Here is a 24,953-nt window from a genome sequence, read left to right on the forward strand (position 1 = left end):
AACGACACCTCGCCCGCATCGTCTACAACGCCCTCCAGCAGAGCACCACCCACCAATCACCCCGCCTCACGGCAGCGGCTTGACATAGGAGCAACTCATGGTGCACACGGCGTGGGTCGACGAACTCGACGAGACGGCCACCGAGCGCGTGCGCGCGCTCCTGCTCGCGGCACGGGACACGGACGGCAGGCCCGAGGTCGAGCCGGTAGGCGCGCTGCCCGCCGAGTTCACCGGGGGCAGGCACCTGCTCGCCACCGAAGGCGCCGAGCTGGTCGGGTACGCGCACGTCGCCGCGTCCGGCGACGCCTTCGGCCGGGCGGTGGCCGAGCTCGTCGTGCATCCCGCGCACCGCCGCCGCGGCCACGGCCGGGTGCTGCTCACCGAGCTGCTCGACGGCGTCCCCGGTGCGGTCCGGGTCTGGGCGCACGGCGACCACCCCGCCGCGGCCCGGCTGGCCGAGCGCGCCGGCCTGGCGCGGGCCAGGGAGCTGCTGGTCATGCGGGTGCGGGTCGAACGGGCCGACTGGCCCGAACCCACCCCGGCCTCGGGCATCACCCTGCGCACGTTCGTGCCCGCCCGCGACGAGCAGGCGGTGATCGACGTCAACGCGCGTGCCTTCGCCTGGCATCCCGAGCAGTCGGCGTTCAGCGTCGAGCAGCTGCGTGCGGCCGAGCGGGAGAGCTGGTTCGACGCGGCGGGTTTCTTCCTCGCGGAGAACGACCGGGGCGAGGTCGTCGGCTTCCACTGGACGAAGGTCCACCCGCCGAACCCGCGCCGGTTCGAAGGGGAGCCCGTGGGCGAGGTGTACGTGGTGGGCGTCGATCCGGCCGCGCAGGGCGGCGGGCTCGGCCGCGCGCTCACGCTCGCCGGGCTTCGGCACCTGCGGGACCGCGGGCTGCGTCAGGTGATCCTCTACGTCGAGGGCGACAACGCGCCCGCGGTCGCCGTGTACCGCAAGCTCGGCTTCGAACCGTACGAAGTGGACGTCCAGTACGCACGCTCGTGAGTGAAAAACGTTGTTCTTACCACGTTCCTCACTCACGAGCGGGTCAGCCGAAGCGGCCGGAGATGTAGTCCTCGGTCGCCTTGTTGCTCGGGGTGGAGAAGATCTTCGTCGTCTCGTCGATCTCCACCAGCTCACCGGGCTGACCGACACCGCGCAGGTTGAAGAACCCGGTGACGTCACTGACCCGGGCGGCCTGCTGCATGTTGTGGGTCACGATGACGATCGTGTAGTCGGTCTTCAGCTCCAGCATCAGGTCCTCGATCGCCTGGGTGGAGATCGGGTCGAGTGCGGAGCACGGCTCGTCCATCAGCAGCACACCGGGCTGCACGGCGATCGCCCGCGCGATGCACAGCCGCTGCTGCTGGCCGCCGGAGAGGCCGGAACCGGGGCGGTTCAGCCGGTCCTTCACCTCGGCCCACAGGTTCGCCGAACGCAGCGACCGCTCCACGACGTCGTCCAGTTCGGACTTCTTCATGCGGCCGCCGTTGAGCCGGATGCCCGCGGCGACGTTCTCGTAGATCGACATCGTGGGGAACGGGTTGGGCCGCTGGAACACCATGCCGATCTGCCTGCGGACGCTCACCGGGTCGACCCCGGGACCGTAGAGGTCCTCGTCGTCCATGAAGACCTTGCCGTCGACCCTGGCGCCGGGCACCAGCTCGTGCATGCGGTTGAGGGTGCGCAGGAACGTCGACTTGCCGCAGCCGGATGGCCCGATCAGCGCGGTGACCGACCGTGGCTGGATCGTCATCGACACGCCCTGCACGGCGAGGAACTTGTCGTAGTAGATGTCGAGGTCCTTGACCTCGATGCGCTTGGCCACAGTGCTTCCTTATCCAGTCTTGCCGCTAGCCGCGGGTCTTCGGTGCGAACAGTCGGGAGATCAGGCGGGCGATGAGGTTCAGCGCCATCACGATGATGATGAGCGTGAGCGCCGCTGTCCATGCCCGTTCGAGCGCAGGCTCCGGCGGCACCCCGGGCGTCACGTACTGGTAGTACGCGTACACGGGGAGGGTCGCCATCCGGCCGTCGACCGGGTTGAGATTGACGCTCGACGTGATCCCCAGCGTGATCAGCAGGGGCGCCGTCTCACCGATCACGCGGGCGATGGCGAGCGTGACACCCGTGGCGATACCGGCCAGCGCGGTCGGCAGCACCACCTTGACGATCGTCCGCCACTTCGGCACGGCCAGCGCGTACGCTGCCTCCCGCAGCTCGTTGGGCACGAGCTTGAGCATCTCCTCGGCGGAGCGCACCACCACCGGGATCATCAGCACGCTCAGCGCGATCGCACCCATGATGCCCATCCGGACGCCGGGACCGAACACCAGCGCGAACAGCGCGTAGGCGAACAGGCCCGCGACGATCGAGGGGATACCGGTCATCACGTCCACGAAGAACGTGATCGCCTTCGCCAGCCTGCCCCGGCCGTACTCGACGAGGTAGATCGCGGTGAGGATGCCGATCGGCACCGAGATCAGCGCCGCGAGGCCGGTGACGACCAGCGTGCCCATGATGGCGTGGTAGGCGCCGCCGCCCTCGCCGACGACCCCCCGCATCGAGTACGTGAAGAACTCGACGTCGAACCGGGCGATGCCGTTGCCGACCACCGTGACGATCACGGAGACCAGCGGCAGCAGGGCGAGCAGGAACGCCCCGGTCACGACGGCCGTGACCAGCCGGTCCCTGGCCTTTCTCGGCCCCTCGACGGTGCGTGACCAGGCGTAGATCACCACCACGTAGCCCGCGCCGGCGATGATCGCGCTCGCCGCGGGGTTCCAGCCGGCCAGTGTCAGCGCGATCCCGGCGGCGATGGCCGCGAGCAGCGTGAACTGGGCCGCGTAGCGCGGCAGCTGGCCGTGGGTGAGGGGCACGCCGGACAGCGGCGTGTGCAGATCGGGCCCGCGCTCGCTGGACGTTGTCACAGGCATCAGTTGGCTCCCGAGAATTCACGACGCCGGTTGATCACCGCGCGGGCGGCCATGTTCACCAGCAGGGTCACCGCGAACAGGACGAGGCCAGAGGCGATCAGCGTGTTCACCGCGATGCCGGTCGACTCGGGGAACTCGAGCGCGATGTTCGCGGCGATCGTCCCGGGGTTTCCGCTGCTGATGAGGTTGAACGTGACGCCGCCCGAGACGGAGAGCACGATCGCGACGGCCATCGTCTCGCCGAGGGCGCGGCCGAGTCCCAGCATCGAGGCACCGATGATGCTGGACCGGCCGAACGGCAGGACCGCCATCCTGATCATCTCCCACCGGGTCGCGCCCAGCGCGAGCGACGCCTCCTCGTGCAGCCGCGGCGTCTGCCGGAAGGCCTCCCGGACGACCGCGGAGACGATCGGCAGGATCATCACGGCGAGGACGAGGGCGGCGACGAGCATCGTCCGGCCGGTGGTCGAGGCCGGCCCCGCGAACAGCGGGATGAAGCCGAGGTTCTCCTCCAGCCACCCCGCGGGCTCCACCGTGAGCGGCGCCAGCACCTGGATGCCCCAGAGGCCGTAGATGATGCTGGGGATGGCGGCGAGCAGGTCGATGATGTAACCCAGTGCCTGCGCGATCCGCCGCGGGGCGTAGTGGGTGATGAACAGGGCGATCGCCACCGCGAGCGGTGCGGCGATCAGCAGCGCCAGGAAGGCCGCGAGCAGCGTGCCGAACAGCAGCGGCCAGATGTAGAGGACGATGCCGTCGGGGCCAGGGACCTCGTCCGCCGGTGCGATGAGGGCAGGCCACGCCTCGGCCACGAGGAAGGCGGCGACCCCGGCCAGTACGACCAGGATCAGGACACCCGCGCCGGTGGACAGCCCCGAGAAGACGCGGTCCCCTGGCCGCTGTGGCGCCCGGCGGGACCGGGTCCGCTCTGTGCTGGGGAGCACTGTTGATCCCTTTCTCATGCTGGTGTTCCGATCTGCCCGGAACGCCCATCGGTCCGGGGGTCACCCACAACGGGTGGCCACCCGGACCGTAAGGGGCTTGCGGTGTGTCCGGTCAGCTGGCCGAGATGGCGTCGACCGCGGGCTTGATCTGCTGACGCAGCGCGTCGGAGATCGGAGCGGAGCCCGCCGAGTCGGCCGAGGCCTGCTGGCCCTCCTCGCTGATGATGTAGTTGAAGTAGGCCTTCACCAGCTCGGCCTTGTTGGCGTCGGAGTAGTTCGCGCACGCCAGCTCGTACGAGACCAGCACGATCGGGTAGGTGCCCGACTCGGTGGTGTCGCGGGCCAGGTCGAAGGCGAAGCTGTACTCGCCGCGGCCCTCGACGCGCTCGGAGACCTCCAGGATCTTGGCGGCGGCCTCCGGCGAGTACTGGACGAACTCGCCACCGACGCCGACCTTGACGGTGCTCAGGTCCTTGGCCTGGCTGGCGTCGGCGTAGCCGATCGTGCCGTTGCCGCTGGAGACCGCCTGGACGACACCCGAGGTGCCCTGCGCGGCCTCGCCGCCCTTGACCGGCCAGTCACCGCTGACCTCGTGCGGCCAGTCCTGCGGAGCGGCGGCCTTGAGGTACTCGACGAAGTTCTCGGTCGTGCCGGACTCGTCCGACCGGTTCACCGGCGTGATCGCGGTGTCCGGCAGCTGCGCGCCGGGGTTGTCGGCGGCGATGGCCGGGTCGTTCCACTTCGTGATCTTCTGGTTGAAGATCTTGGCGATGGTCCCGGGCTTCAGGTTGAGCGAGTCGACGCCCTCGACGTTGAAGATCACCGCGATCGGCGAGACGTAGGCGGGGATCTCCACGACCTGGCCGCAGCGCTCCTGGGCCTTGGGCAGCTCCTCCTCGTCGAGGTAGGCGTCCGTGCCACCGAAGTCGGAGCCGCCGCTGATGAACTGCTCGCGGCCACCGCCGGAGCCGATCGGGTCGTAGTTCACCGTCACGTCGGGGTTCTGCTCGAGGAAGCCGGCCCGCCACGCCTGCTGGGCGGCGTCCTGGGAGCTGGCACCCGCGCCGGAGATGGTGCCGGACAGGCCCGAACCGCCACCGTTGCCGCTGTTGTCACCGCCGCCCGACTCGTTCGCCGCGCCGCACGCCACCAGGCCGAAGGTGAGCGCGGCTGCCGCTGGGAGGGCGAGAGCGCGGCCCAGGGTGGTACGCTTCACAGTTAACCTCTTCCGAAGTCTCCGTAGTCGGCGTGGGCCGACTCGTCGTCATGCTTACGTGGCAGGACGCTAAGTGGGGGACATGACTTCGCAGCGCAGATAAGGTGAACGAAATCTGAACTCGATGCTGCGAGCGTCGGTCGTCACGGCAACATCACTGAGAAGTGACGAAGAGTTAGCGGGTGGGCCAATATTCAGGGCGCGTTACCAGGCATTCGAGTGAATCCGGTCACTGAACGTCCACACTGCTGTGGTGGCGGCCACGCAGACTGGTGAGTGTGAAACGTGGTTAGAACCACGTTTCACACTCACGAGGGCGTTCCGGTCAGAGGTTGTCGCCGGTGTATCCGGGCATCTTCCCGGTGACGACGAAGACCATCCGGCGGGCCACCGAGACCGCGTGGTCGGCGTAGCGCTCGAAGAACCGGCCGAGCAGCGTCACGTCCACGGCGGCGGCGACCCCGTGCGGCCACTCCCGGTCCATGATGACGGTGAACAGGTGCCGGTGGAGCTCGTCGACCCGGTCGTCGTCGGTCTCGATGGACCGGGCGGCGTCGACGTCCTTGGTCTTGATGACCTCCTCCGCCTGCCGGGCGAGCCGCACGGCCGCCTCTCCCATCTCGGCGAAGTACGGCCGGACCTGCTCGGGAAGCACCGGGTCCGGGTGCCTGCGGCGGGCGGCCTTCGCGACGTGCAGGGCCAGGTCGCCCATGCGCTCCAGGCTCTCGGCGGCGTGGATCGCGGCGAGCACGGTCCGGAGGTCGGTCGCGACGGGCGCCTGCAGGGCGAGCAGCGCGTACGCCTGCTCCTCGCACTCCGCCCTCGCGTCATCGACCTTGACATCGTCGCTGATCACCTGCTCCGCCAACGCGAGATCGACGTCCAGCATGGCTCGCGTGGCACGCTCCATGGCATCAGCGACCTGTCCGGACATCCTGGCCAGGTTGCTCGCCAGGTTCTCGAGTTCAACGTGGTAAGCCTCGCGCATACGCGCAACCATACGTCCGGGTGAGCACCAGTGCCGCATCGTCGCGTGAACCCGGCGTGAACCGGGGCTTAAGTGTTCGCCTCGGCTCGGTTCACGCCGGGGCCGCCTGCTGGCTGGTCTTCGGGCCCGTCGACGCCGGGGTCTCCGGCTCCTCCCCGGGCAGCGGTGCGTTGTTGATGAGCGCGTGGAACAGGTCGGACGTCTGCTGGTCCAGCAGCACCTCGTTGCCGCGTTCGTTGGCCTCGCCGACGGTGGGCACGGTCAGGAACGTGACGCTGCCCGCGTTCAGCCCGCGCATCGACTGGGCGAGCGTCAGCATCTGGTCGACCCCGATGTTCTCTCCGAAGGTCGACGCGGCGAACGCGTTGACGAAGTCGGTCAGCTTGCCCATGTCCAGCAACACGTTCCGGGACAGGGTGGCCTTGAGCAGCGAGGACATGAACTCCTGCTGCCGCTTCATCCGGCCGTAGTCGGAGAACGTCGGGTCGCTGTACACCTTGCGCGCGCGCACGAAGTTCAGCGCCTGGTCGCCGCGCAGCACGACGTCGCCGGTCTGGGACACGATCATGCCCAGCTCGGCGTCCCGCATCGGCTCCTCGACGTGCACGGTCACGCCGCCCACGGCGTCGACCATGCCCTTGAAGCCCTGGAAGTCGATGCCGACGAAGTGGTTGATCTTCATCCCGGAGATCTGCTGGATGACCTTGGTGACGCACTTCGGGCCGCCGACGGCGAACGAAGTGTTGATCTTGACGTTCTCGTCGGCCTCGACGACCTCGCCGTAGTCACCCGTCTCCGGGTTCCACCGCTCGCACGCGGGGCGGTCGATCTCCAGGTCGCGGGGGAAGGAGATCACGACGGCGCGGGACCGGTCCTTCGGCACGTGGGCGAGCATCATCGTGTCCGACCGCGCGCCGGGAACGCCGCCGGTGCTGCCGACGTTGTCCTCCGCCTCCGCGCCCTCCCGGGTGTCGGAGCCGACGATGAGGAAGTTCTCGTCGCCGAGCTGCGCGGGCGCGTCCCGGATGGAAGCCGAGTTCTCGTCCAGCGCGGCGATCTCGTTGAACTTCGCGTTGAACCACGTCTTCGTGCCCCACGCCGTGCCGGTGGCCAGGAACACCAGGACCGCCGCGATCACGGCGGTGATCCGCCCGGCGCGCAGCGCCTTGCGCTCCTTGCGCCGCTTCTTCTCCTGCAGCCGGGTCTGCGGCGAGTCGGCCTGCTCCTCGCCGTTCTCGCCGACGGCACCGTCCGCACCGTCGCGGCGCGTCAGCGCGGGCCGGGGCGGCGGCGCGTCGGCGGGCACCTGGCGGGTGGGCTGGTCGACGTCCACGGCAGCCGCGCCGGGGCCGGGGTCGTCCCCCGCCTGCGGCTTCGGCAGCCGCTGCGAGGTGGCCGCCACGACCCGCTGCAGCTTCGTCCTGGTCTGCTCGAGGCGCGCGGCCAGCCGCTCCCGCCGCTGCCTGCGTTGCTGTTCCTCGGCCTCGAGCTCGTCGTGGGCGGCGGAGAAGCGCGCCAGCGACTCGTCGATCTTGCGCCGGTACTTCGTCGCGTCGTCGACCGGCTCCAGCTGGTCGGTCATCGTCAGCCGGTCCTCGAGCGACGGCTCGGGCCGCTGGACCGGTCTGCGCAACGGCGGCGGCGGTGCGGGCCGCTCGGCCGCGGTTGGCGCGGGCGGTACGGGCTCGGCCCTCGGTTCGCGCTCGCCGTCCGGTGGCGGCGGCACGGATGGCACGGATGGCACGGGCGGCGCGGGCGGCATCGACTGTGCCGAGGGTGCCGACGGCACGTCGCTTGCGGGCGGCGCGGGCGGCTGGGTGACCGGCTTCCGCGCCGCTGGCGGAGGTACCACGCGTGGTGCGGGCGGTGGTTGCCGCCGCAGGTCCGCCCTGCGGGGCCGCTCCGGCCTCGGTGGCGGCTCGGCTCGCGGCGGTTCGGCTCGCGCGAGATCGGACCGGGGCGGCAGCTCGTGCCGTGGCTCGGGGCGCACCGGCTCCGGCCGCGCGTGCGCCGGTGGCGGTGGGACAACCGGTGGGGGTGGCGGTTGCCTGCGGGTCGGGGGCGCGGCGGGGGCCTGGCGGGGGAAGGGCCCCGAGTTCATCGGCTGGCGCCGCCGTTGCGGCGGGGGCTCCTCCGGCCTCGGGGCCGGTGGTCTGCGTGGCCGGACGGGACGCTGCTGTTCCGCGGCGGGCGGCGCGGGCCGGTCGGCGGGGCGCGGCGCGGGCGGCTGTGGCGGTCCCGGCGGCAGCGGCTGCTCACCGGTGTCGAACCGGGGCCTGCGCCCGGTGTGTTTCGCGACGACGTCGGAGACGCTGATGCCGCCCTGGTCCTCCAGTGAGCGGCGCCGCTTGCGCTCCGACGCCCTGCGGTTCTGCTGGGCCCTTGCGCGCCACTCCTCGGCCTGGGAGCTCGTGCCGGGAGCATTGCGGTCGTCGGACACGCAGTCTCCCTTCGCACTCGATCCGGCTCCGGTGTTTCCGTGGCCGGGTTACTCCGTACGGGTTGCCTCGCTCGGAATGATCGCCCGGCGGGCAGCGTTCGTTATCGTACGGATACCGGCCGTTCGTGACGACACCATGCCGTGAAGTTTTTACGCAGAGTTGCTCGCCGTTCGGCACATCAGCCACGGTCGAGTGACGCCAGTGGACCTCGTTCGCGGGCCTGGTCGAACGATGCGCCACGGACAGTACCTACTACACGAATCGTGCCCGACTGCCGGTATGCGACGAGGTTCCGGCCGGCGCGTTTGGCCGCGTAGAGCAGGGAGTCCGCCTCGAGCAGCAGGTCCTGGGGGTCGCACGGGCTCTCCGGCCGAGGGGCGACCCCGATGCTGACGGTGACCGAAAGGCCCGCCCCGAACTCCGTCCACGCGTGTTCGGCGATCCGCGCACGGGCACGCTCCGCGATCGCCACCGCCGTGCCGAGCCCGGCGTCGGGCAGCACGAGCACGAACTCCTCGCCGCCGTAGCGCGCGCAGAAGGCGTCGGGCGGCAGGTTCTCCCGCAGCAGCGCGACGACGCGGCGCAGTACCTGGTCACCCGCGTGGTGCCCGTAGGTGTCGTTGACCCGCTTGAACAGGTCGAGGTCGACGAGGGCGATGGTGGGCGTGCGCAGTTCGAGCAGGCGGCGGTCCAGGTAGCGGCGGTTGAACGTGGCGGTGAGCGCGTCGGTGAGGCTGTCGATTCGCGCCTGGGCGCTCTCCCGGCGCAGCTGCTCGACCTCGCGACGGTACTGCTCGGGGACCTGCGGTCCCGGATCCGCGCTTGCCGTGGCGATCTGGAACGCCGAGCGCAGGTGTTCGTAGGCCCGCTGCCACTCGCCCTGCGCGGCGAACATGCTCGCGATGGACTCGTGCACGGCGAGCAGGTCCGCGCAGTCCCGGGTGTTCGAGCCGTTCCGCACCCCGTTCCCTACCACCGCACTCGCCTCCGTCGCACCGACCGACCCGTGGTTGTCGTCTAGAGAGAGGGCGCACATGACCTCGGGGGACGCCGCGGCGGCGGATATCGCTCAACGGGACGACGGCGGAAAAGTCAGGTGACACACTTGCCCGACAGGCCGTGCACACAGTGGGCCCGAGCGGTCCGCAATCCCACCCGTTCGAGGGCTCAAGGTCCACGTTCGCCAGGCCTTGGTGACGCCCGTCAGCGGCCCGTCAGATCCGGAACACCTCGGCGAAGCGGTCGAACAGCCCGGCGTCGCCGGTGACGCGGACCTTCCCGGTGGCCACGGCCTCCGCCGGGGTGAGTTCACCGGCGAGCACAGCCCTGATGGCCGGCCCCGCCTCGAGGGAGAGGTCGGCGGCCGGCAGCGGGCCCGGCTCCGCCCGGAGCGTGCCGTGGTCGACCAGCGCGTGCAGGACGGCGTCGCCGACGCGCAGTTCGTACCCGGCGCGCAGATCGGCCGCCGCATCGGGGCGGAAGGTCGCGCGCAGTGCCATCACCAGCGACTCGGGCGTGACGATGTCGTCCGGGCCGGGTTCGCCGAGCGTCCGGGCGCCCCACCTGCCGAGGGCCAGCACGATGTCCCGCAGGTCGGCACCGTACTCGGTGAGCTCGTAGACCACGGAGCTGTCCGGCCGGGGCAGCACCTTGCGGTGCACCACGCCTGCGCCTTCCAGCTCCTTGAGCCGGTTCGAGAGCACGTTGGTCGGGATGCGCGGCAGCCCGCGCTTGAGGTCGGTGAACCTTCGGGGCCTCACCAGCAGATCGCGCACGATCAGCAGCGCCCAGCGCTCCCCGACCAGGTCCGCGGCCCGTGCCAGGCCGCAGAACTGTCCGTACTGTCGCTTGGCCATGGTAGGGATTGTAGTGTCTACTTCTGCCTAAAGAGCCTGCTTGTTCAGGAAAACCATGACCGTGAAATCCGTGGCCCCGCGGCTGGAAAGCCACCGGGCCGAGCTCACCGGCTACTGCTACCGCATGCTCGGCTCCGCGGCCGAATCCGAGGATGCCGTACAGGAGACGCTGCTGCGCGCCTGGCGGGCGTTCGAGCGGTACGACGAGCGGCGGGCGAGCCTGCGCACCTGGTTGTACTCGATCGCGACCAACGTGTGCCTCGACATGCTCTCGAGCAGCCAGCGCCGCGCGCTGGCGATGGACCTGGGACCGCCGTCCCGGCCCGGCGGGGCGCTGGGCGTCCCGCTGCCGGAGAGCACGTGGGTCCAGCCCGTCCCGGAGAGCCGGGTGCTGCCCCCGCATGCCGACCCGGCCGAGGCCGCGGTGCTGCGGGAGTCGATCCGGCTGGCGTTCGTCGCGGCACTGCAGCATCTGCCGCCCCGGCAGCGAGCGGTGCTGATCCTCCGGGACGTCCTGCGCTGGCGGGCCGCCGAGGTCGCGGGACTGCTCGGCGGCACGGTCGCCGCCGTGAACAGCGCGCTGCAGCGGGCCAGGGCGACCCTGGCGGACATCGACCCCGCGCAGGCCGAGCCGCTGCGTCCGCTCGACGAGCGGCAACGGAACCTGCTCGCCCGCTATGTCGCGGCGTTCGAGCGGCACGACGTCGACACGCTCACCGAGCTGCTGCACGAGGACGCGACGATGTCGATGCCCCCGTTCGCCTGGTGGCTGCGGGGTCGCGCCGACATCCGGCACGTCTTCGAGACCGGGGGCGATGCGTGCGCGGGCGACCGGCTCGTGCCCACCGAGGCCAACGGCGGCCCCGCGTTCGGGCAGTACCGGCCGGGCGCGGACGGCCTGGAACCGTTCGCGCTCGTGCTGCTGGACGTCGTGGGGGACCGCATCACCGGGACGACCACGTTCCTCGGCTCGGCCGGACTGTTCCCCCGGTTCGACCTGCCCACCCGGCTGCGCTGAGTTTTCCGCCGCCCCGCCGTATCACCCGGTATGGACATCCAACCCACCATCGAGCACCGGGCGCCGCTGCGGTACGTCGGCGTCCGGCACCACGTCAACGGGCGGGCCTTCGGCGAGCTGAACGCCCGCGTCCCGGAGCTGTTCGCGTTCCTCGCCGGGCAGGGCGCCGCGCCCGCGGGGCCGCCGTTCTACCGGTTCGAGGTCGTCGGGGACGAAGCGCACGTGGTCCACGCCGGGGTGCCCGTGGCGGCGGACGTGCGGGCCGAACGCGACCTGTTCCTGGGGACCCTGCCGGGGGGCAGGTACGCGACCGTGCTCCACCGTGGCCATCCCGACGCCCTGTTCGACGTCAACGCCGCACTGCTGGACTGGGCGGGCAGGGAAGGACTGCGGCTCGACCGCACGGCGGCCGCCGACGGGGAGCACTGGGGCTGCCGGCTGGAGGTGTTCCGCACCGACCCGCAGGTCCAGCCCGACCCGGCACGATGGGAGACGGAGGTGGCGATCCGGCTCGCCGACGGCTGATCAGCCGCCGGAGTGCATCATGTCGGCGCCCTCGGGCACGCACGGGTCGTCCGGGTCGTTCAGCCAGCCGTGCGGCAGCGTGACCTTGCCGGGCGAGCCCTGGCGCCCGCGCGGGCCGAGGGCGTCGGCCGGAAACGGCACGTCCGGGTCGAGCTGGGCGATCAGCTCGTCGAGCTCGTCGAGCGACGACACCATGGCGAACCGGCGGCGCAGCTCGGAACCCACCGGGAAGCCCATGAAGTACCACGCCATGTGCTTGCGCAGGTCACGCAGGGCCTTGTCGGCGCCGTCGTGCTCGACGAGTAGCTCGGCGTGCCTGCGCAGCACGCGGGCGACCTCGCCGAGCCGGGGGCCCTCCGGCACCGGCCTGCCCTGGAAGGCCGCCTCCAGCTCGCCGAACAGCCACGGCCTGCCGAGGCAGCCCCGGCCGACCACGACGCCGTCGCAGCCCGTCTCGGCGACCATGCGCAGCGCGTCGTCCGCCGTGAAGATGTCGCCGTTGCCGAGCACCGGGATGGTGGTGACGGCCTCCTTGAGGCGGGCGATGTGACTCCAGTCGGCCTGGCCGGAGTAGCGCTGTGCCGCCGTGCGCGCGTGCAGTGCCACGGCCGCGGCGCCCTCCGCCTCGGCGATGCGGCCCGCGTCGAGGTACGTGTGGTGGTCGTCGTCGATGCCGACCCGGAACTTCACCGTGAACGGCACACCCGCCGCCGCGGCCGCCTCCGCCGAGGCGCGCACGATCTCACCGAACAGCTTCCGCTTGTACGGCAGGGCCGCGCCGCCGCCCTTGCGGGTCACCTTGCTGACCGGGCAGCCGAAGTTGGCGTCGACGTGGTCGGCGAGGCCCTCACCGACCACGATCTTCACCGCTTCGCGCATGGTCGCCGGGTCGACGCCGTAGAGCTGCATCGAACGCGGGTACTCGCCCTCGTCGAACGCCATCATGTGCATCGTGCCGGGGTGCCGCTCGACCACGGCGCGCGCGGTGATCATCTCGCAGACGTAGAGCCCGGCGCCGTACTCGCGGCACAGCCTGCGGAAGGCGATGTTGGTGATGCCGGCCATGGGAGCGAGCACCACCGGCGGGTCGACCTCGTAGGGGCCGATCCGGAGTGCGGGCTTCGACAGGGTGGCGGTCACGCCCTCCATTGTCACCGCTGGACTTTGTCGTCGGCCAGGGAGGCTAGATGGGTTATGCCCACTTTCCCACTTGCCCACCGACTGGTAGGCTGGTTGCTACAAGGCCGTGTGTTTGAGGGAGGCGGCGTGACCACTTTCGAAGGCTTTCACCCGGTGGCGGAGGTGACCGCCGACGAGCGCGCCAGGGTCGCGGTCGGCAAGGCAGGTGCACACAAGAACGACCGCTACGCCGTCTCGACGAACGCCGAGGGGGCCATCCTGCTGACCCCGCTGGCCAGCATTCCCAAGCGTGAGCTGCTCGTCTGGGAGAACGACGAGCTGCGGGCCTCGCTGTTCCGTGGTCTCGCTGATGCGGCGGAGGGTAACGTGCGCCGCCTGGAATGGGTGACCGCAGACGATGGGGACGACGACGACGCGTGAGCGCTCCACCGTTTGTGCTGCTGTATACCCGCGAGGCCGAGAAAGTCATCGTTGAGCTGCAAGCGAAGCAGCAGTACGCCACAAAGCTGAAGAAGGTTCGTAAGGCGCTGCGCTTGCTGGAACAGGCGGGTCCTCGACATCCTGGTCTGCGTTCGCATGACTACCAATCGGTTCCCGGGCCCGGTGGGGTCACCCTTTGGGAGTCCTATGTCGAGAACAGAACTCCCTCGGCATGGCGCATCTGGTGGATCTACGGTCCGGAGGATGGTCAGCTTACGATCGTCACGATCGGCCCCCATCCTTGAGGCTCGGTATCGCGCTCCGCTGAGCTACTGAGAGTTGCCGCCGGGCTGGTCATCCCTCGCGAGTGCGGAACGCGTTCTCACCACGTTCCTCACTCGCCAGCTGGGAGGCGGCGGTACTCCTGGGCCCCGTCCCGGTCGCGGACGACGATCCCGTTGGCCTGCAACTCGTCGGCCAGGTCGGCCGCGGCTCCGTGCCGCTTGTCGGCCAGCGCCCTCGCCCGGGAGCGCAGCAACCCGTTCGCCTTCTCGTCCAGCTCCGGTTCGCCGTCCCGCCAGCGGCGGAACTCCCGCTCGTGGGGGTCACCAGTGCCCGCCCACGGGTAGCCGAGGCGTTCGAACGCCGCGCGGACCTCGTCCCACGACAGGTCGTCCGCGGCGTGCCGCGCGACCTCCTTCGTGTCCGGGTCGAGGATGACCAGGTCCTTCGCGTCCCGGAAGACCTCGCCGACGCGCTCCCGGGGGACGTAGCGTTCGGCGCCCTTCTGAGCCAGCTGGACACTGTCCGGCCCGACGGTCAGGTCGAGGCTCTCCTTGCGCCATTCGTACGCCAGCCAGGCTCCGGCCACCGCGCCCGCGGCGGTGCAGACCGCGACCGCTCCCGCGGTGGGGAACATCGAGACGAGGCGCAGGGGGCCGGGCGCGCCGCCGACGGTGTCGATCAGCCAGTGCGCGAGGGGCTTGACCGCGAAGCCGAGCCCGAAGCCCAGCGCCGTGACGCCGAGTCCGACCGCCCACAGCACGGCGTCGGGCATGCGCAGGGTGACGGAAGGCGCGGAGGTGCTCATCCCTGTTCTCCGGTGGGTGGGTCGGCAGTGGGTGGTGCGAGGAACCGCGTGACGAGCCGGCGCAGCATCGGCCGCGGGTCCCTGGCCGGGTCCGCGCCGAGGTAGGCCGCGTCGACGAGGTGCACGATCCAGGCCGCGGCCTCCCGGGCGTCGAGGCCGGGGTCGACGGCCCCGGCCTCGATGCCGCGTTCGATCAGCGTCGTGAACCCGTCGAGCAGGATGGCGTCGTTGCCGGTGACCACGCGCAGCAGCTCGGGGTCCCTGTCGATCTGGCGCAGCAGTTCGACGAGGATGCCCGACGCGTTCGGGTCGAGCGCGTCGGCCGCGAGCTCGTCCACCATCGTGAGCACGGCCGCCACCGGATCGTCGCAGGCGAGCGCCCGGTCGACGAGCTCCCGCAGCACCGGGATGTCGCGTTCGAAGATGGACCGGAACACCGCCCGCTTGTCGGTGAAGTAGTAGAAGACGGTGCCCGAGCTGAGCCCGGCGGCCCTGGCGATGTCGGTCGCCGTGGTGTTCTCGAAGCCGTGCCGCGCGAACAGGTCCGCGGCGGCGACGGTGATGGCCTCCCGTCGCGCCGCGGACCGTTCCAGATCGACCGGCCGGGGCATGTGCTCAGGCTATCAATTAACTGACTGGACAGTTAATGAACTGCCCTGGTGCGTGCCGGGGCCGCCGTGCGGCGTCCGGGTCGCAGCACCAGCGCGGCCAGGACCGCCGCCGAGACGACCACCGCGGCCGCCGTCCAGTACGCGAGGTGGAAGCCCCCGGCCAGCGCGTGCGCGGTCTCGGTGCCGCGCTCGGTGAGCGCCCGCGACCGTTCGGTGGCCAGCACGGCGAGGGTCGAGAGCCCGAGTGCGCCGCCGATCTGCTGGACGGTGTTGAACAGCCCGGACACCAGCCCGGCGTCGGCGGTGGTGGCGCCCGACATGCCGAGTGCCATCAGGGCGGGCATGGCGACGCCGAATCCGGCACCGAGCAGCAGCAGCGCGGGCAGCAGGTCGAGTGCGTAGGTGGCGTCGACCGGGACCCGGCCGAGCAGCGCGAGCCCCGCGGCGACGGTGCCGAGCCCGGCGACGAGCACCCGCCGCTGCCCGAACCGGGTGTTCAGCGGAGCCGAGGCGCTCAGCGACAGCACCGCGATCACCAGTGCCACCGGCACCATCGCGAACCCGGTGTCGCGCGCGCCGAAGCCGAGCACCTGCCGCAGGAAGAGCACGGTGAGGAACATGAACCCGAACATGGCGGCGACCAGCAGGAACAGGATCACGTTCGCGCCGGTGACGGCGCGGGAGCGGAACACCCGCAGCGGGAGCAGCGGGTTCGCCGTGCGTGCCTGCCGCAGCACGAAGGCCGCGAGCAGGGCCAGCGCGAGCGCGCCGAAGCCGAGCGTGTGCGCCGAGCCCCAGCCGTGGGCCTCGACCCGGACGATCGTGTAGACGCCGACCATCAGCGCCGCCGTGACCAGGACGGCCCCCGGCACGTCCGCGCCCCTGCCGAAGCCGAGCCCGGCCTCGGGGGTGAGCAGCCGCGCCGCCAGGAGCAGCGCCACGATGCCGATCGGCACGTTGACGAAGAAGATCCAGTGCCAGCTGACGGCCTCGGTGATCAGCCCGCCCGCGAGCGTGCCGAGGGAACCGCCGGACGCCTGGACGAAGCTGAAGGCGCCGATCGCCTTCGCCCGCTCCTTCGGCTCCGGGAACAGTGTGACGATCATGCCGAGGATCACCGCGGAGGTGGCCGCGGCGCCGACGCCCTGCACGAACCGGGCGGCGACCAGCACCTCCGGCGTCCAGGCCAGCCCGCACAGGGCGGAGGCGACGGTGAACACGGTGAGTCCGGTGAGGAACATCCGCTTCCGGCCGAGCAGGTCACCGAGCCGTCCGGAGAGCAGCAGCAGGCCGGCGAAGGCGATGAGGTAGGCGTTGACGACCCATGCCAGGCCGGTCTGGGTGAAGCCCAGGTCCTGCTGGATCGACGGCAGCGCGACGTTCACCACCGTCTCGTCGAGGATCGCCATCAGCGTGCCGGCGCAGAGCACGGCGAGCGCGAGCAGGCGGGACCGGTTCGCGGTCGGGGTCCGAGGCATCAGGGCTCCTAAGTGCACGATTTGTAACAGAGCCCATGATGTGTGACTATTGGACGGGCCGGAAGGAGGCACTTTGATGTCCCAGAGTCACACCGATGTGTCCGACGAGGCCCGTGCCGGTAGCGGCGGCCAAGACGTGGCGGACGTCATCGCGACGGAGGCCTGCCCGCTGACCGAGGTGCTGGAGCACGTGGCGGGCAAGTGGAGCATCGGCGTGCTGGTCGCGGCCGCGCACGGCCCGGTGCGGTTCACCGAGCTGGAACGGTCGATCAACGGCATCAGCAGGCGGATGCTGACGCTGACCCTGCGGAAGCTGGAACGCGACGGCCTGCTGCACCGGACCGTGCACCCCACCGTGCCGCCCAAGGTGGAGTACGCGCTCACCGACATGGCGCGGGAGCTGCACTCGACGCTGACGTCCCTGATCGACTGGGCGGAGCGGCACCGGGGCGCCATCGCCACCGCCAGGGCGAGGTACGACCGCGTGAACTGACCGCGTGCGGGTCAGAGGTCGACGCAGGCCAGCCTCGTCCCGGCGCTGCCGGCCTCGCCGGGTGCGGTCGACGTGTGGTGCTCGTGGATCACGATCGAGCGGGGACGCCGCTCGTCGAACGTCCAGTCCACGTGCGACCTGGCCACCGCGTGGCCGCGCGGGCCGGTGGTGAAGTCGAGCCAGATCTCGTTCTCCGGGTTGGCGTACGCGGGATCGTCGGACGGTCCGGGCACGTGCTGGAAGTGCGGCCCCGCCGCGGAGCCGGTCGGGCCGCACGGCTGGGTGTGGGCGTGCGCCCCGTACTCGCGGTGCGGAACGAGCCCGGCCACGTGCAGCACGGTCCTGGTGCCGAGACCCGGCGCGGACACCATCACCACCGTCGCCCTGGCGCCCTCCGGCACCCGGGAGTCGTAGGTGACGGCGGTGCGCCCCGGCGCGTAGTCGCCGAACGTGCCGTGTGTCACGGTGATCGGAGCCTCGCTCGCGGCGGCCTGGCCGGTGCCCGGCAGCGCGAGCGCGGCGGCGGCCAGCACGGTACCGAGGGAGGAGAGAAGTCGACGTCGCATATGTCCATCCCACTACGTGACACGATGATCGTTCCAACCATGCGCGGGCTCGTAGCCTGAACGTGTGAAAAACGACCGGACCTGGCTGGTGGCCGTCGCGGCGGCGCTGTGGGGAACCGACGGGCTGCTGCGGTTGCCACTGGCGGACGCGCTCCCCGCGGCGACCGTCGTGTTCTGGGAACACCTGCTGATCGTGCTCGTGCTGACCCCGTTCCTGCCCGGCGCCGTGCGGGCACTGCTCCGCTGCGGGCGGCGTGAATGGCTCGCCGTGCTGGTGATCGGCGGCGGCGCGTCGGCACTGGCGACCGCGCTGTTCACCGCGGCGTTCCGGCTCGGCGACCCGGTGACCCCGCTGGTGCTGCAGAAGCTGCAGCCGCTGTTCGCCATGCTCGCGGCGTTCTTCGTGCTCGGCGAGCGGCTGCGCCGCGGCTACCTCGGGTTCGCCGTGCCCGCGCTCGCCGGTGCGTGGCTGCTGGCCTTCGCCGACCCGCTGTCCGTCCGGGTCGAGGCGGCCCGGACGGCGCTGCTCGCGCTGGGCGCGGCGGCGCTGTGGGCGGCGGGGACCGTGCTCGGCAGGCTCGTCTCGGCACGGTTGCGGCCCAGGGACGTCACCGTGCTGCGGTTCTCCGTGGGGCTTCCGGTCGCCGCCGCCATCGTGCCGGTCACCGGCGGCGGGTTCGCGGTCGGCTGGGACAACGCGCCCGGCCTCGTGCTGCTCGCGTTCGTGCCGGGGCTGCTCGCGCTGAGCCTCTACTACGTCGGCCTGCGGGCCACCCCGGCCGCTCGGGCGACACTCGCGGAACTGGCGTTTCCCGCCACGGCGGCGATCATCGGGGTGTCCTTCCTCGGCGCCGATCTCACCGCGACGCAGTGGCTTGGCCTGGTGGTCGTCGTCGGCGCGATCACCGCTCTCGGCTGGCACGAGCGGGTGCGCCGTGCTCCCGTGGTCGAGGAACGTCCACTGACGGGAGCCGCGGTATGAGCGAAACCGGCGAGCCGCGACATCAGCGGCTGGCGCGCAACGTCAACGAACTGCTCGGCGAGCTGCGGGTGGCGCAGGCAGGCGTGCAGATCCTCTTCGGTTTCCTGCTCGCGGTCGCGTTCACCAGCACGTTCCGCGCCGCGAGCGGATTCGAGAAGAGCCTGCACCTGGTGACGGTGCTGTTCACCGCGGCGGCGACGGCGTTGCTCACCGCACCCGCCGTCTGGCACCGGGTGCTGTTCCGGTCGGGCCGCCGCGAGGAGATCCTGCGCGTCGGCAACCGGCTCGTGCTCGGCGGGCTCGTCTGCCTCTCGGTCGCGGTCACCCTGACCGTCGGCCTGATCGCCAAGGTGATCTTCGGCTGGATCGCCATGTCGGTGGTCGCCGCCGTGATCGGAGTGCTGTTCGTGTTGCTCTGGTTCGTGCTCCCGCACCGGCTCGGCGAGGACGACGACTAGCGGCTCACCCCGCGGGGCACGCCGCCGTCGAGCCGCGCACCACGAGCTCCGGCTGGAACAGGTACTCGGCGGTGGGCACGTCGGCTCCCGCGATCTCGTCGAGCAGGGTGCGGACCGCGGCCGTGGTCATGGCCGACACCTGCTGCTGGATGGTGGTCAGCGGCGGATCGGTGAACGCGATCAGCGGCGAGTCGTCGTAGCCCACCACCGAGAAGTCGCGCGGCACCGAAAGCCCTCGCTTGCGGGCGACGCGGATCGCGCCGAGCGCCATCAGGTCGCTGCCGCACACCACCGCCGTGCAGCCCTGCTCCAGCAGGAACCACGCCGCCGAGTGCCCACCCTCCACGGAGAACAGGGAGTGCACGATGAGCTTGTCCACGTCGTCGGCCGAGCCGATCGCCGGGGCCATCAGCCGCCGGAACTCGGCGGCCTTGCGCTGTGCGGGCACGAACCGCTGCGGCCCCACCGCGAGCCCGATCCGCTCGTGCCCGAGCTCGCGCAGGTGCGTGATCGCCAGCTGCACCGCCGCGCCGTCGTCGTCGGAGAAGAACGGCGCCCGGATGCCGGGCGCGTAGCCGTTGACGAACACCACCGGCAGGCCGCGTTCGATCAGCCGGGTGTACCGGCCGTGGTCGGCGGTGGTGTCGGCGTGCAACCCGGACACGAACACGATGCCGGCCACCCCGCGGTCGGTGAGCGCCTCGATGTAGTCGTCCTCGGTGGCGCCGCCCGGCGACTGCGTGCACAGCACCGACGTGTAGCCGCGCATGGTCAGCGTGCGGTCGATGACCTGGGCGAACGCGGGGAAGATCGGGTTGTCCAGCTCGGGGATGATCAGCCCGATCAGCCCCGCGCTGCGCTGCCGTGTCCGCACCGGCCGCTCGTAGCCCAGCTGGTCCATCGCGGCGAGCACCGCCTGGCGGGTGGTCGCCGCGACGCCGGGCTTGCCGTTCAGCACCCGGCTCACCGTCGCCTCGCTGACCTTCGCCTGCCGGGCGATGTCGGCGAGCCGGACCGCGTCCGGGTGCTGGTCAGTCATCGGCGTCTCCGGTCCACCACGCCGCCGCGTCGGGCGGCAGCGTGACGGTCTGGTCGGTGCGGGCGATCTCGTCGGTGGGGGTACTGGCCAACAGTAGCCGCCCCGGCCTGGGCAGCGTGACCGATGCGGAACCGAAGTTCACCGTGCACGCGAATCCGGGGCCCCGGCGGAACATCAGCACGTCCGGCCGGTCACCGCCGGCGTCGACCCAGCGCAGCGGCGCGTCGGGCAGGTCGCGGCGCAGCCGGATCGCGCTGCGGTACAGCGACAGCGTCGATCCGGGGTCGGCTCGCTGAGCCTCGACGGTGAGCTTCGCCCAGTCCGCGGGTTGCGGCAGCCAGGACGACGCTCCGAAACCGAACGGCGGCTCGCTGCCCGACCAGGGCAGCGGCACCCGGCAGCCGTCCCGGCCGCGCTCGGTGTGGCCGGAGCGGATCCATTTCGGATCGGTGAGTACCTCCTCCGGCAGATCGGTCACCTCCGGCAGGCCCAGTTCCTCGCCCTGGTAGACGTAGGTGGAGCCGGGCAGCGCGAACGTCAGCAACGCGGCCGCCCTGGCCCGGCGCAGCCCGGTCTCGCCCCCGCCGAAGCGGGTGACGTGCCGCTCGATGTCGTGATTGGACAGTACCCACGTGCTCGGCGCGCCCACCCGGTTCACGGCCGCCAGCGACTCGTCGATGACGTCCCGGAACCGCTCGGCCGACCACTCCGCCTTCACGTAGTGGAAGTTGAACGCCTGGTGCAGCTCGTCGGGCCGGAGGTAAAGCGCCAGCCGCTCCGCGTTCGGTGCCCACGCCTCCGCGACGCCGATCCGCTCGCCGGGGTAGGAGTCGAGGATCTTCCGCCACTCCCGGTAGATCTCGTGCACACCGTCCTGGTCGAAGTACGGCAGCTCCCCGTGCCCGAGCAGGCCGATCTGCTCGGTGCGGCCGGTGTCGGGCAGGCCGTCGGCCTTGACCATGCCGTGTGCGACGTCGATGCGCACGCCGTCCACGCCGAGGTCGAGCCAGAACCGCAGGATGTCGGCGAACTCCTCGTGGACCTCCGGGTTCTCCCAGTTCAGGTCCGGCTGCGCCGGATCGAACAGGTGCAGGTACCACTGCCCGTCCGGGACGCGGGTCCACGCGGGACCGCCGAACACCGACTCCCAGTCGTTGGGTGGCTCGGCACCGCCGGGGCCCGTGCCGTCGCGGAAGAGGTAGCGGGCGCGGGCGGGCGAACCCGGGTCGGCCGCGAGCGCCTCGACGAACCACGGGTGCTGGGCGGACGTGTGGTTCGGCACCACGTCCACGATCACCCGCAGGCCGCGGGCGTGCGCGTCGGCGACCAGGCCCTTCGCCTCGTCCAGGTCGCCGAACAGCGGGTCCACGGCCCGGTAGTCCGCGACGTCGTACCCGCCGTCGGCCATCGGCGAGGTGTAGAACGGCGTCACCCACAGCGCGTCGACGCCCAGGTCCGAGAGGTGGTCCAGCCGCGCGCGGATCCCCGCGAGGTCGCCGACGCCGTCCCCGTTGGCGTCGGCGAAGCTGCGGACGTAGATCTGGTAGATCACCGCGGAGCGCCACCAGCCCGAGTTCCGTGTCATGTACACCCTTTCAGCTCTTGACCCCACCGGCCGTCAGGCCGGCGATGAGATGGCGCTGGACGAGGAAGAAGACCGCCGCGGCGGGGATCATGACGAGGACGGAGCTCGCCGTCAGCAGCCCCCATTCCGCGGTGAAGTCGCTGACGAACGTGCCCATGCCGACCGGGAGCGGGTAGCGGTCCTCGCTCTGCATGAACACGCTCGCGAAGGCGACCTCGCCCCACGCCGTGATGAACGAGTAGAAGACGGTCACCGCGATGCCGGGCTTGGCGAGCGGCACGATCAGCCGCCAGAACGTGCCGAACGGGGACAGCCCGTCGATGCGCCCCGCCTCGTCGATCGACACCGGGATGGTGTCGAAGTAGCCCTTGAGCATCCAGCCGCAGTACGGCACGGCGACCGTGCACTGGGCGAGGATCAGCCCGCCGTAGGAGTTGAGCAGGCCGAGGTCGGACAGCACGTTGTAGAGCGGGACGATCAGCACGGCGGCCGGGAACATCTGTGTGACGAGGAACATCCACATCAGCGGCCGCTGCCCCGGGAATCGCATGCGGGACGCCGCGTAGCCCGCGGTGGCCGCGATGAGCACGCCGACCACGGTGGTGCCCACGGCCACGATCAGCGAGTTCGCGAACCACGTGGTGAACTGGGTCTCGGCCAGGACCTGGCGGTAGTTGCCGAGCCCGAGCGTGCCGAGCGTGTCCGGCCTCGCCCAGTTGTCCCGGTCCGTCTTCAGCGACGTGAGCAGCACCCACGCCACCGGGAACACGGCGAGCACACTCGCGCCGACCAGCGTGGTGTGCAGCGCGGCGGACGACAGCGGGCGGCGGCTCCGGGATCGGTCGCGCGGGTGTCTCATCCCAGCACCTCACTCGTCTGCCGCGCCAGCCACCGCCGGTAGACAGACGCGAACACCACCAGCATCGACGCGATGATCGCGCCGTACGTCGCCGCGCCCGCGTAGTCGCGGATTCCCTGGAAGGCCCGTTCGTACGCCTCGGTGACCAGGATGTTGGTCGCGCCGCCCGGCCCGCCGCCGGTGAGCAGTGCGATCACGGGGAACTGGTTGAACGTCCAGATCGTGCCGAGCAGGATCACCGTGCCGGACACCGGCCGCAGCCCGGGCAGCGTGACCGCGCGGAACCGCTGCCACGGCGTCGCACCGTCCACCTCGGCGGCCTCGTACAGCTCCCTCGGCACCGTCTGCAGGCCACCGAGCAGGGCCACCATCATGAACGGCACGCCGAGCCACACGTTGACCATGATCACCGAGATCTTGGCCGCGAACGGCTCACCGAGCCAGTTCACCGTGCCCATCCCCAGCGAGCGCGACACGGCGTTGAGCACGCCGCCCTCGTCGTTGAGGATGAGCCGCCAGCCGAACGCGGCCACGAACGGCGGCACCGCCCACGGCAGGATCAGCAACATCCGGTACAGCCCGCGCATGCTCAGCGCCCGGTTGAGCAGCAGCGCGAGCCCGAGGCCGATCGTGTAGTGCAGGGTCACGCAGATGACCGTCCACTCCAGAGTCCACAGCAGTCGCGAGTAGAAGGCACCTTCGGCACCGGAGAGCACGTCGAGGTAGTTGTCCAGCCCGACGAAGTCGTAGCTGGGCGGGATCTCGTTGCTGCCGATGGTGCGGCCGACGTTCATCTCGGTGGCGTTGGTCAGTGACAGGAACACGCCACGGGCGAGCGGGTACAGCACGAGCACGCCGAGCACCACGACCACCGGCGCCACCATCGCCCACGCGTACCAGTGCCGACGCAGCCTGCGCAGTCCGGACAGCGGCACCCGCCGCCGGGGCGGCACCGGTGCCGGTGCCGCCCCGGAGCGGGGACCCGTGGCGAGCGTGGTCATGACTCGAAGCCGGGAACGGCGCCCTTGGCCTTCCGCTGCGCCTCTCGCAGGCCGTCCTCGATGGACACCTGTCCGCCCATGATCTTCTCGTAGAAGGGGGTGAACAGGTCGTAGAGGTCGCCCGCGCCGGGCGCGGCCGGCCGGGGCACCGCGCCCTCGAGCGGTTTCCGGAACGCCGCGATGAGCCGGTTGTCCGTGATCTCCGGCCGCTCGTAGACGGACCGCCGGGTCGGCAGCGTGTTGTTCTCGGCCGCCACGTGGGCCTGGCTGTCCACGGAGTTGAGGAACTCGATGAACAGGTACGACGCGGCGAGGTCCGGCGAACCCGCGTACACGACGAGGTTGTGCCCGCCGACCGGGCCGCCCTGGCCCTCCGGTCCCGCGGGAACCGGGGCCACGCCGAGGTTCTCCGGATCGGCGAACGCCTTGCCGGACAGGTAGTCGGCTACTGCCCACGGCCCGTTCACGACCATGCTGATCGTGCCGTTCTTGAAGCCGTTCTGCATGTTCGTGTACTTGTTCGCGCTGGTGTCCGTGGCCCCGACGCCGTCGGCGGTCAGCCGCTGGACGGTCTCGATCGCGTTCGCCACCTCCGGGCTGTCGATCGTGATGCGCTCGCCGTCGATGTCCACGTAGTCGCCGCCCTCGCCGTACACGAAGGGCAGCAGGAAGTAGGAGTCGGCGTTGAGGAACACGCCGGTGGTGCCCGGCACGGTGCGTTCGAGCCTGCGCGCGGCGTCCTCCAGCCCGGCCCAGGTCGACGGCGGCTCGGCGATGCCGGCCTTCGCGAAGTGCTCCTTGTTGTAGAGCAGCGCGAGCGTGTCGGTCACCGAGGGAACGCCGTAGGTCGCTCCCTCGTACCGGGTGCTCCGCATCGATACGTCGAGGTAGTCGTCGGCGCCGTCGAGTGCCGGGGTCCCGTCGAGCGGCTGCAGGTAGCCGAGCGCGGCGAAGGTGGGCGTCCAGCCGACGTCGGCGCGCATCACGTCGGGCGCGCCGTCGCCCGCCTGCGCGGCGGTCTTGAACTTGTCGTCGGCGCCGTCGAAGGGCACGTTGACGTACTCGACATCGATGTCCGGGTACTTCTTCTCGAACTCGGCGATGCGGTCGGCGAAGGCGGGCGCCTCGTTCGTCGCGTCGGAGGTGTCCCAGAAGGTGACGGTGCCGGACACCGACCGCGGGTCCTGGGCAGCCTGCTGGGCCGCGGTGTCCTGGGCGCCGCCTTCGCTCCCGCACGCGGACACCGCCAGTGCGGTGGTCGCGGCGAGGGCCGCGATGGTGCTGCGTCGTTTCATGGCTCTCCTCG

At 71.0% G+C, this 24,953-nt stretch carries 26 protein-coding genes; 8 read left to right on the forward strand and 18 right to left on the reverse strand.

Annotation, left to right across the window (positions count from 1 at the left end; all coding sequences use genetic code 11):
* Positions 1–97 precede the first annotated feature (97 nt).
* The gene (gene mshD / locus B0I33_RS24135; RefSeq protein ID WP_106181178.1) at positions 98–1,006 is read left to right on the forward strand and encodes a mycothiol synthase; all 909 of its coding nucleotides are present in this window, start codon (positions 98–100) and stop codon (positions 1,004–1,006) included.
* A gap of 43 nt (positions 1,007–1,049) precedes the next feature.
* On the opposite strand, the gene pstB is transcribed toward mshD, so the two are convergent.
* From pstB to B0I33_RS24175, 8 genes are all read right to left on the reverse strand, one after another.
* A complete protein-coding gene (pstB, locus tag B0I33_RS24140; RefSeq protein WP_106181179.1) occupies positions 1,050–1,829 on the reverse strand; it encodes a phosphate ABC transporter ATP-binding protein PstB in 780 nt (259 codons plus the stop codon).
* Positions 1,830–1,854: 25 nt separating this feature from the next.
* Positions 1,855–2,937, reverse strand: coding sequence for a phosphate ABC transporter permease PstA (pstA, locus tag B0I33_RS24145; RefSeq protein ID WP_106181180.1), 1,083 nt, complete (start codon positions 2,935–2,937; stop codon positions 1,855–1,857).
* On the reverse strand, positions 2,937–3,881 hold the full coding sequence (gene pstC / locus B0I33_RS24150; protein WP_245901005.1) for a phosphate ABC transporter permease subunit PstC: 945 nt from the start codon (positions 3,879–3,881) through the stop codon (positions 2,937–2,939). The genes pstA and pstC overlap by 1 nt, the downstream gene beginning before the upstream one ends.
* 112 nt (positions 3,882–3,993) lie before the next feature.
* The gene (gene pstS / locus B0I33_RS24155) at positions 3,994–5,097 is read right to left on the reverse strand and encodes a phosphate ABC transporter substrate-binding protein PstS (protein ID WP_106181182.1); all 1,104 of its coding nucleotides are present in this window, start codon (positions 5,095–5,097) and stop codon (positions 3,994–3,996) included.
* A gap of 325 nt (positions 5,098–5,422) precedes the next feature.
* Positions 5,423–6,085 carry a phosphate signaling complex protein PhoU gene (gene phoU / locus B0I33_RS24160; protein ID WP_106181183.1) on the reverse strand — a complete coding sequence of 221 codons (663 nt, stop codon included), beginning with the start codon at positions 6,083–6,085 and terminating at the stop codon, positions 5,423–5,425.
* A gap of 91 nt (positions 6,086–6,176) precedes the next feature.
* Positions 6,177–8,525 carry an LCP family protein gene (locus B0I33_RS30945; RefSeq protein WP_425440517.1) on the reverse strand — a complete coding sequence of 783 codons (2,349 nt, stop codon included), beginning with the start codon at positions 8,523–8,525 and terminating at the stop codon, positions 6,177–6,179.
* Between the two features lie 179 nt (positions 8,526–8,704).
* Positions 8,705–9,487 carry a GGDEF domain-containing protein gene (locus tag B0I33_RS24170; protein ID WP_245901007.1) on the reverse strand — a complete coding sequence of 261 codons (783 nt, stop codon included), beginning with the start codon at positions 9,485–9,487 and terminating at the stop codon, positions 8,705–8,707.
* Between the two features lie 253 nt (positions 9,488–9,740).
* Positions 9,741–10,382 carry a winged helix-turn-helix transcriptional regulator gene (locus B0I33_RS24175; RefSeq protein WP_106181185.1) on the reverse strand — a complete coding sequence of 214 codons (642 nt, stop codon included), beginning with the start codon at positions 10,380–10,382 and terminating at the stop codon, positions 9,741–9,743.
* A gap of 55 nt (positions 10,383–10,437) precedes the next feature.
* Between B0I33_RS24175 and B0I33_RS24180 the strand changes: the two genes are divergently transcribed.
* Positions 10,438–11,400, forward strand: coding sequence for a sigma-70 family RNA polymerase sigma factor (locus B0I33_RS24180; protein WP_106181186.1), 963 nt, complete (start codon positions 10,438–10,440; stop codon positions 11,398–11,400).
* A 30-nt stretch (positions 11,401–11,430) separates the two neighbouring features.
* The gene (locus B0I33_RS24185; protein ID WP_106181187.1) at positions 11,431–11,925 is read left to right on the forward strand and encodes a GyrI-like domain-containing protein; all 495 of its coding nucleotides are present in this window, start codon (positions 11,431–11,433) and stop codon (positions 11,923–11,925) included.
* Here B0I33_RS24185 and dusB read toward each other — a convergent pair whose 3' ends face one another.
* Positions 11,926–13,074, reverse strand: a complete 1,149-nt coding sequence (gene dusB, locus B0I33_RS24190; RefSeq protein ID WP_181193451.1) for a tRNA dihydrouridine synthase DusB — start codon at positions 13,072–13,074, stop codon at positions 11,926–11,928.
* Positions 13,075–13,191: 117 nt separating this feature from the next.
* On the opposite strand from dusB, the gene B0I33_RS24195 reads away from it, so the two are divergent.
* Both B0I33_RS24195 and B0I33_RS24200 read left to right on the forward strand, forming a co-directional pair.
* Entirely contained in the window at positions 13,192–13,485 is a 294-nt protein-coding gene (locus tag B0I33_RS24195) for a hypothetical protein (RefSeq protein WP_106181188.1), read from the forward strand.
* Positions 13,482–13,790 carry a hypothetical protein gene (locus tag B0I33_RS24200; protein WP_106181189.1) on the forward strand — a complete coding sequence of 103 codons (309 nt, stop codon included), beginning with the start codon at positions 13,482–13,484 and terminating at the stop codon, positions 13,788–13,790. Before B0I33_RS24195 ends, B0I33_RS24200 begins: the two co-directional genes overlap by 4 nt.
* Positions 13,791–13,879: 89 nt before the next feature.
* Here the strand turns inward: B0I33_RS24200 and B0I33_RS24205 are convergent, their stop codons facing one another.
* The 3 genes from B0I33_RS24205 to B0I33_RS24215 are packed head-to-tail and all read right to left on the reverse strand — an operon-like array spanning position 13,880 to position 16,664.
* Positions 13,880–14,575, reverse strand: coding sequence for a YqeB family protein (locus B0I33_RS24205; protein ID WP_219927256.1), 696 nt, complete (start codon positions 14,573–14,575; stop codon positions 13,880–13,882).
* Positions 14,572–15,186: a TetR/AcrR family transcriptional regulator gene (locus B0I33_RS24210; protein ID WP_106181190.1), complete on the reverse strand. Its 615-nt coding sequence runs from the start codon at positions 15,184–15,186 to the stop codon at positions 14,572–14,574. Before B0I33_RS24210 ends, B0I33_RS24205 begins: the two co-directional genes overlap by 4 nt.
* Before the next feature lie 32 nt (positions 15,187–15,218).
* On the reverse strand, positions 15,219–16,664 hold the full coding sequence (locus tag B0I33_RS24215; RefSeq protein WP_106181191.1) for a DHA2 family efflux MFS transporter permease subunit: 1,446 nt from the start codon (positions 16,662–16,664) through the stop codon (positions 15,219–15,221).
* A 76-nt stretch (positions 16,665–16,740) separates the two neighbouring features.
* Between B0I33_RS24215 and B0I33_RS24220 the strand changes: the two genes are divergently transcribed.
* The gene (locus tag B0I33_RS24220) at positions 16,741–17,157 is read left to right on the forward strand and encodes a winged helix-turn-helix transcriptional regulator (RefSeq protein WP_106181192.1); all 417 of its coding nucleotides are present in this window, start codon (positions 16,741–16,743) and stop codon (positions 17,155–17,157) included.
* Positions 17,158–17,168: 11 nt separating this feature from the next.
* Here B0I33_RS24220 and B0I33_RS24225 read toward each other — a convergent pair whose 3' ends face one another.
* Positions 17,169–17,723 carry a superoxide dismutase gene (locus tag B0I33_RS24225; RefSeq protein ID WP_106181193.1) on the reverse strand — a complete coding sequence of 185 codons (555 nt, stop codon included), beginning with the start codon at positions 17,721–17,723 and terminating at the stop codon, positions 17,169–17,171.
* 64 nt (positions 17,724–17,787) lie between these two features.
* Here B0I33_RS24225 and B0I33_RS24230 point away from each other — a divergent pair, with 64 nt between their 5' ends.
* Positions 17,788–18,705 (forward strand): DMT family transporter, encoded by a 918-nt coding sequence (locus tag B0I33_RS24230; RefSeq protein ID WP_245901009.1) that lies wholly within the window; start codon positions 17,788–17,790, stop codon positions 18,703–18,705.
* On the forward strand, positions 18,702–19,163 hold the full coding sequence (locus B0I33_RS24235; protein ID WP_106181194.1) for a DUF6328 family protein: 462 nt from the start codon (positions 18,702–18,704) through the stop codon (positions 19,161–19,163). The genes B0I33_RS24230 and B0I33_RS24235 overlap by 4 nt, the downstream gene beginning before the upstream one ends.
* A gap of 4 nt (positions 19,164–19,167) precedes the next feature.
* On the opposite strand, the gene B0I33_RS24240 is transcribed toward B0I33_RS24235, so the two are convergent.
* Genes B0I33_RS24240 through B0I33_RS24260 form a run of 5 tightly spaced genes read right to left on the reverse strand, consistent with a single transcriptional unit; the run spans position 19,168 to position 24,942 of the window.
* Positions 19,168–20,202: a LacI family DNA-binding transcriptional regulator gene (locus B0I33_RS24240; protein WP_106181195.1), complete on the reverse strand. Its 1,035-nt coding sequence runs from the start codon at positions 20,200–20,202 to the stop codon at positions 19,168–19,170.
* Positions 20,195–21,787: a glycoside hydrolase family 13 protein gene (locus tag B0I33_RS24245; protein ID WP_106181196.1), complete on the reverse strand. Its 1,593-nt coding sequence runs from the start codon at positions 21,785–21,787 to the stop codon at positions 20,195–20,197. Before B0I33_RS24245 ends, B0I33_RS24240 begins: the two co-directional genes overlap by 8 nt.
* A 10-nt stretch (positions 21,788–21,797) precedes the next feature.
* The gene (locus B0I33_RS24250) at positions 21,798–22,646 is read right to left on the reverse strand and encodes a sugar ABC transporter permease (RefSeq protein ID WP_106181197.1); all 849 of its coding nucleotides are present in this window, start codon (positions 22,644–22,646) and stop codon (positions 21,798–21,800) included.
* Positions 22,643–23,647 (reverse strand): carbohydrate ABC transporter permease, encoded by a 1,005-nt coding sequence (locus B0I33_RS24255; protein WP_106181198.1) that lies wholly within the window; start codon positions 23,645–23,647, stop codon positions 22,643–22,645. The genes B0I33_RS24250 and B0I33_RS24255 overlap by 4 nt, the downstream gene beginning before the upstream one ends.
* The gene (locus B0I33_RS24260; RefSeq protein WP_106181199.1) at positions 23,644–24,942 is read right to left on the reverse strand and encodes an extracellular solute-binding protein; all 1,299 of its coding nucleotides are present in this window, start codon (positions 24,940–24,942) and stop codon (positions 23,644–23,646) included. Before B0I33_RS24260 ends, B0I33_RS24255 begins: the two co-directional genes overlap by 4 nt.
* Positions 24,943–24,953: the final 11 nt, after the last annotated feature.

The organism is Prauserella shujinwangii (assembly GCF_003001955.1).
In the GTDB taxonomy this organism is placed as follows: domain Bacteria; phylum Actinomycetota; class Actinomycetes; order Mycobacteriales; family Pseudonocardiaceae; genus Qaidamihabitans; species Qaidamihabitans shujinwangii.

Excerpts from the sequence above, each read along its gene's own strand:
- B0I33_RS24240 (WP_106181195.1), bottom strand. The coding sequence starts at position 20,202 with ATGACTGACCAGCACCCGGACGCGGTCCGGCTCGCCGACATCGCCCGG.
- B0I33_RS24250 (WP_106181197.1), bottom strand. The coding sequence starts at position 22,646 with ATGAGACACCCGCGCGACCGATCCCGGAGCCGCCGCCCGCTGTCGTCC.
- B0I33_RS24260 (WP_106181199.1), bottom strand. The coding sequence starts at position 24,942 with ATGAAACGACGCAGCACCATCGCGGCCCTCGCCGCGACCACCGCACTG.
- B0I33_RS24180 (WP_106181186.1), top strand. The coding sequence starts at position 10,438 with ATGACCGTGAAATCCGTGGCCCCGCGGCTGGAAAGCCACCGGGCCGAG.
- B0I33_RS24225 (WP_106181193.1), bottom strand. The coding sequence starts at position 17,723 with ATGCGACGTCGACTTCTCTCCTCCCTCGGTACCGTGCTGGCCGCCGCC.
- B0I33_RS24215 (WP_106181191.1), bottom strand. The coding sequence starts at position 16,664 with ATGCCTCGGACCCCGACCGCGAACCGGTCCCGCCTGCTCGCGCTCGCC.
- B0I33_RS24255 (WP_106181198.1), bottom strand. The coding sequence starts at position 23,647 with ATGACCACGCTCGCCACGGGTCCCCGCTCCGGGGCGGCACCGGCACCG.
- phoU (WP_106181183.1), bottom strand. The coding sequence starts at position 6,085 with ATGCGCGAGGCTTACCACGTTGAACTCGAGAACCTGGCGAGCAACCTG.
- B0I33_RS24175 (WP_106181185.1), bottom strand. The coding sequence starts at position 10,382 with ATGGCCAAGCGACAGTACGGACAGTTCTGCGGCCTGGCACGGGCCGCG.
- dusB (WP_181193451.1), bottom strand. The coding sequence starts at position 13,074 with ATGGAGGGCGTGACCGCCACCCTGTCGAAGCCCGCACTCCGGATCGGC.
- B0I33_RS24205 (WP_219927256.1), bottom strand. The coding sequence starts at position 14,575 with ATGAGCACCTCCGCGCCTTCCGTCACCCTGCGCATGCCCGACGCCGTG.
- B0I33_RS24185 (WP_106181187.1), top strand. The coding sequence starts at position 11,431 with ATGGACATCCAACCCACCATCGAGCACCGGGCGCCGCTGCGGTACGTC.
- B0I33_RS24220 (WP_106181192.1), top strand. The coding sequence starts at position 16,741 with ATGTCCCAGAGTCACACCGATGTGTCCGACGAGGCCCGTGCCGGTAGC.
- pstA (WP_106181180.1), bottom strand. The coding sequence starts at position 2,937 with ATGCCTGTGACAACGTCCAGCGAGCGCGGGCCCGATCTGCACACGCCG.
- B0I33_RS24245 (WP_106181196.1), bottom strand. The coding sequence starts at position 21,787 with ATGACACGGAACTCGGGCTGGTGGCGCTCCGCGGTGATCTACCAGATC.
- B0I33_RS24210 (WP_106181190.1), bottom strand. The coding sequence starts at position 15,186 with ATGCCCCGGCCGGTCGATCTGGAACGGTCCGCGGCGCGACGGGAGGCC.
- B0I33_RS24235 (WP_106181194.1), top strand. The coding sequence starts at position 18,702 with ATGAGCGAAACCGGCGAGCCGCGACATCAGCGGCTGGCGCGCAACGTC.
- mshD (WP_106181178.1), top strand. The coding sequence starts at position 98 with ATGGTGCACACGGCGTGGGTCGACGAACTCGACGAGACGGCCACCGAG.